Source organism: Streptomyces sp. NPDC058534 (assembly GCF_042717365.1).
In the GTDB taxonomy this organism is placed as follows: Bacteria; Actinomycetota; Actinomycetes; order Streptomycetales; family Streptomycetaceae; genus Streptomyces.
The window spans coordinates 56,910-61,902 of the sequence record NZ_JBHXNW010000006.1 but is presented as its reverse complement, the minus strand read 5'-3'; the positions used below and the strand labels follow the sequence as shown (position 1 = coordinate 61,902).

Sequence of the window (4,993 nt, the reverse complement as noted above, 5' to 3'; positions counted from 1 at the left end):
GGGTTCAGGACCCAGGGGCGTGCCCGCGTCGTGCGAAGGTGAAGAAGCGTGGCGTGGGGGGCCGGGGCGCGGGGCGGGGTGGCCCGGCCGGCCGCACCCACACCAGCGGCACCCCCGCCCCCCCGCCCCCACGCCGGGCTCGACGGCCTGGTGGCGGCCGACAGCGCCGGCACCGGTGGCTGGCACGAGGGCGAGGGGGCCGATCCGCGCACCGTGGCCGTCCTGGCGGAGCACGGCTACGACCTCGGCCACAGCGCCCGGCAGTTCCAGCAGTCCTGGTTCTCCCGCCTCGACCTCGTGATCGCCCTCGACGCCGGCCATCTGCGGGCCCTGCGCCGTCTGGCGCCCACGGAGGAGGACGCGGCCAAGGTGCGCCTGCTGCGGTCCTACGATCCCGCCGCCGACGGCGGTGACCTGGACGTTCCGGATCCGTACTACGGGGGCGCGGACGGCTTCGAGGAGTGCCTTGAGATGGTGGAGGCGGCGAGCGGCGGACTGCTCGCCGCGGTACGCGAGCAAGTGGAAGGACGGGCGGCATGAGCGATTCCGCTACGAACGGCGAGCCCGGCGGGCACGGGCCGGGGACGCCCACCGGCGCCGGCGACGGCACGCGCGCGGTGCGGGCCGGGCTGCCCGAGCCCGTCAAGCACGAGCCGACCCTGCCCGGTCCGGTGTTCGCCGCCCACTTCCATCTGCCGGGCGAGCCGACCGGCCCGTACACCTACGGCCGTGACGAGAACCCGACCTGGACGCATCTGGAACGGGCCATCGGCGAGCTGGAGTCTCCGGGGCGGGCCGGCGTCGAGACGCTCGTGTTCGCCTCCGGCATGGCCGCGATCTCGTCGGTGCTCTTCTCGCAGTTGCGCGCCGGGGACGTGGTCGTCCTGCCCGACGACGGCTACCAGGTGCTGCCGCTGGTCCGCGCCCAGCTGGAGGCGTACGGCATCGAGGTGCGCACCGCGCCGACCGGCGGGGACGCCCAGCTCGACGTCCTGGACGGGGCGAAGCTGCTGTGGATCGAGACGCCGTCCAACCCCGGTCTCGACGTGTGCGACGTACGACGGCTCGTCGAGGCGGCCCACACGCGCGGCGCCTTGGTCGCCGTCGACAACACCCTCGCCACACCGCTCGGGCAGCGCCCGCTGGAGCTCGGTGCCGACTTCTCCGTCGCCAGCGGCACCAAGCAACTCACCGGCCACGGAGACGTCCTCCTGGGGTACGTGGCCGGCCGCGACGCCGAGGCGATGACCGCCGTACGGCGCTGGCGCAAGATCGTCGGCGCGATCCCCGGCCCCATGGAGGCCTGGCTGGCGCACCGTTCGATCGCCACCCTCCAACTACGGGTCGACCGGCAGAACGCCACCGCGCTCAAGGTTGCCGAGGCTCTCCGGGCGCGGCCCGAGGTCACCGGCCTGCGGTACCCGGGGCTGCCCGACGACCCCTCGCACAAGATCGCCTCGCAGCAGATGCTGCGCTATGGGTGCGTCGTCTCCTTCACGCTGGCCACGCGCGCGCGTGCCGATCGTTTTCTCGACGCGCTGCGGCTGGTGGAGGGTGCGACGAGCTTCGGCGGGGTGCGGTCCACGGCCGAGCGGCGCGGACGCTGGGGCGGCGACGCGGTGCCGGAGGGCTTCGTGCGGCTCTCGGTCGGCGCGGAGGACCCCGAGGACCTGGTGGCCGATCTGCTGCGCGCACTGGACGAAACGGCGGACTGAACCCGCCGTACGACGGCCGTACGACGGACGGTCCGAGCCTCCCCCCTCGTGGCTCGGACCGTCCTCCGGTTCCGCGCGCGAAGAACCGCGCGACCAAGGCTAGTTGACTCTGTGTCAGTGTCCAATCACAGTAGCGACAGCGACCTATCGACATATTTATAGTTGGCCACGCCGGGGGCCGGAGAAGATCCGAAGAGGGGGCATTCCGTGGATCTGGCCTTGCTGCGCACCTTCGTCACCGTGCACCGGGCCGGTTCCTTCACGCGCGCGGCAGCCCTGCTCGGCCTCTCACAGCCCGCCGTCACCTCGCAGATCCGCACGCTGGAGCGCCAGCTCGGCCGCCCGCTGTTCCTGCGCCAGGCCCGCGGCGTGACCCCGACGACCATCGGCGACGAACTCGCGCACAAGGCCGCACCTCATCTCGACGCCCTCGTGGAGATCGCCGAAACGGGTCTCCAGGACGGCTCCTCCCTGCGGACCCTGCATCTCGCCGGGCCGCCCGAGTTCACCGCCGAGCGGGCGCTGCCCGCCCTCACCGAGCTCACCGGTGAGGACGGACAGGGCTTCGCGCTGCGCGCCTTGTTCGGGAACGCCGAGGAGACCCTGGAGGGGCTGGCCGCCGGACATCATGATCTGGCCATCGGCACGGCACATCCCCGGGGCGTGCTGCTCACGGCGACTGCGCTCTGCGACGAGGAACACGTCCTGGTGGCCGCGCCCCACTGGGCGGAGCGAGCGGGCGCCGAGAAGCCCCACAGCGCCGACGCGCCCGCGCTGGAGCGCGTACCCGTGGTCGAGGTGCACGAGTCGCTGCCCTTCGTCGCCCGTTACTGGGCGTCCGTCTTCGACGCCCGCCCGGCCGCACCCGGAACGGTCATCGCCCCCGACCTGCGCGCCGTTCTCGCCTGCACGGTCGCCGGCGCGGGTCTCGCCGTACTGCCCCGCTATCTGTGCGCACCGGCGCTGGAACGCGGTGACGTGGTCGCACTGCACGACCCGGCGGTACCGCCGCTGCGGACGTACTTCCTGGTGGTGCGGACCGGCACGTTGGCGATGCCGCACATCGCGCGGGCCCACGAGTGGCTGCTGCGCGCGGCGGCCGACTGGAACTGAGCCGACGGGCTCGCGAGCTGTGGGTGCGCGGCAATGTTTCACGTGGAACCAACCGGGCCACATTTCTCCCATGACCGTCCGACCCGTGGTCAAGCGCACCGCTCGCGCCGTTCTCCTGGACCGCGATCACTTGATCCTGATCAAGCGCACCAAGCCTGGTGTCGATCCCTACTGGGTCACTCCCGGAGGCGGGGTCGAGCCCGAGGACGCCACCGTCGTGGACGCCCTGCACCGCGAGGTGTACGAGGAACTCGGCGCCAAGATCACCGATGTCGTCCCCTGCTTCGTGGACACGGTGGAGCACATCGGCGAGGACGGCGGTGCGACCGGCGTGAAGGTGCAGCACTTCTTCGTCTGCCATCTGGGGTCGATGGACCCGGCCCTGCGGCACGGGCCCGAGGTCGACGAGCCCGCCGGCGAGTACGAGATCGTCCGGGTGCCGTTCACCCGGGTCGGGATCGCCTCGGTCCACCTGGTGCCGCTGTCGCTGCGGCACTATCTGGACGGCAACATCGAAGGGGTGCGGGCTCTGCACGCCCCCGACCTCGGCTGAGCCGCTCAGGCCACGACATGGCCAAAAAGCTTGCCCGTTCCACCGGAAACGGGTGGACGCGGACGGTCGCTGTCGGACAGCCTGACCTGCGTGCCGACACCTTCCCTCGCCTCCGCTCCGATCCGCCGTCTGACGCTCCGCGATCTCACCGCCTGCGCCGACCTGTCCGAGGACCGGGGGTGGCCGCGCGAGGAGCACAAGTGGGGGTTCCTCCTCACCGCCGGGAAGGGGTACGGCATCGACGATCCCGGCGGCGGCCTCGTCGCCGCCTGCACCGTCACCGAGTACGGCCCGCACGGCCGGCCCTCCCTGGCCGCCATCGGCATGGTGCTGGTGGCCGAGCGGCACGCCCGCCAGGGCGTCGGACGCAGGCTGATGCGCCATGTCGTCTCCGAGCTGGGCACCACCCCGCTGACCCTGCACGCGACCCCGTACGGCCGGCCGCTCTACGAGGAGCTCGGCTTCAAGGTCACCGGCCGGGCGGAGATGGTCCGCGGGCGTTTCACCCCGGTCGGGCCCGAGCCCGGGATCGCCACGCGGGCGGCCACCGCCGAGGACCTCACCACGATCGTCCGGCTCGACGAGGAGGTGTTCGGCGCCGACCGCACCCATATCGTCACGCGGCTGCCCGCCTTCGCGGACCAGCTGCGGGTCGCCGAGGAGGACGGCCGGATCATCGGGTACGCCGCGGCCTGGCCGAACATGGACACCCACGTCGTGGGCCCGCTGATCGCCCGGGACACCGAGACGGCCAAGGCGCTGATCGGTTCCCTGGCCGCCCGCACCGACCGCCCGCTGCGCACGGACATCGAGGCACGCCACGAGGGGCTGCTGGCCTGGGCGCGGGAGCGCGGCCTGGCGGTGGTCGCCCCGAACGCCGTGATGACGTACGGCATCACCGAACTGCCCGGGGACTGGAACCGGCGGTTCGCGCCGCTGACGGTGGCGGCGGGCTGACCCGCGGCAACCTGACCGCGTGGGGGGAGCGGCGATGACCGCCTGCCGTCAGGCGAGGGCCTTCACGGCGGCCGAGGCGAAGCCGTGGTCCTGGTCGGGTGCGCCACCGCCCACTCCGATCGCGCCGATCAGCCGGCCCTCGCGGTGCACGGGCACGCCGCCCGCGATGAACAGCAGGGGCCGGTCGAGTGCCGTGGGCAGGGTGTGGAAGAGCCCTCCGGGCTGAACGGCGTCGACGAGGTCGGCGGTGGGGGCGTTCAACTGGAGCGCCGTGTAAGCCTTGCGGGTGCTGGTCTCGCCGGAGATCAGGACGGCACGGTCGTCGCGCCGGAAGGCGAGCAGGTGGCCGCCCGCGTCGAGGACGGTGACGCTGACGGTCACCTCGGCGGCCTCGGCGGCGTGGTGGGCGGCGGTGGCGAGGGCTTCGGCATCCTGGATCGTCAGCGGGGCGACAGCGGTGGTGCTCATGGGGTTTCTCCTTGGTCGGTGCCCGATGGGGCGGTGGGTGGCGCGAGGGCGCGGTGGTGGCGCGGGGGCGCGGTAGCGGTGCGCTTCGGCGCCCGGTGCGGTGCTGTGCGCGCCGGGGCGGGGGGAGCCGCGGGGGGGGGGGGGGCGCCGGGCCCCCCCCCCCCCCCCCGCCCGCCCGGCGCCGGTG

At 73.3% G+C, this 4,993-nt stretch carries 5 protein-coding genes and 1 pseudogene; 5 read left to right on the top strand and 1 reads right to left on the bottom strand.

The window, feature by feature from the left end; all coding sequences use genetic code 11:
* The 5 genes and pseudogenes from ACFWR9_RS05065 to ACFWR9_RS05045 form a co-directional block, all read left to right on the top strand.
* Positions 1-540 (top strand): annotated as a pseudogene (locus tag ACFWR9_RS05065) (low molecular weight protein-tyrosine-phosphatase); the annotation flags it as partial.
* Positions 537-1,715, top strand: coding sequence for a cystathionine gamma-lyase (locus ACFWR9_RS05060; RefSeq protein WP_383835659.1), 1,179 nt, complete (start codon positions 537-539; stop codon positions 1,713-1,715). The pseudogene ACFWR9_RS05065 and the gene ACFWR9_RS05060, both read left to right, overlap by 4 nt.
* Positions 1,716-1,922: 207 nt before the next feature.
* Entirely contained in the window at positions 1,923-2,828 is a 906-nt protein-coding gene (locus tag ACFWR9_RS05055) for a LysR family transcriptional regulator (RefSeq protein ID WP_383835656.1), read from the top strand.
* Between the two features lie 70 nt (positions 2,829-2,898).
* Positions 2,899-3,381 (top strand): NUDIX domain-containing protein, encoded by a 483-nt coding sequence (locus tag ACFWR9_RS05050; RefSeq protein WP_383835653.1) that lies wholly within the window; start codon positions 2,899-2,901, stop codon positions 3,379-3,381.
* Positions 3,382-3,471: 90 nt separating this feature from the next.
* Positions 3,472-4,338: a GNAT family N-acetyltransferase gene (locus tag ACFWR9_RS05045; protein WP_383835650.1), complete on the top strand. Its 867-nt coding sequence runs from the start codon at positions 3,472-3,474 to the stop codon at positions 4,336-4,338.
* Between the two features lie 48 nt (positions 4,339-4,386).
* Here the strand turns inward: ACFWR9_RS05045 and ACFWR9_RS05040 are convergent, their stop codons facing one another.
* A complete protein-coding gene (locus ACFWR9_RS05040; protein WP_383835647.1) occupies positions 4,387-4,806 on the bottom strand; it encodes a heme-binding protein in 420 nt (139 codons plus the stop codon).
* Positions 4,807-4,993 lie beyond the last annotated feature (187 nt).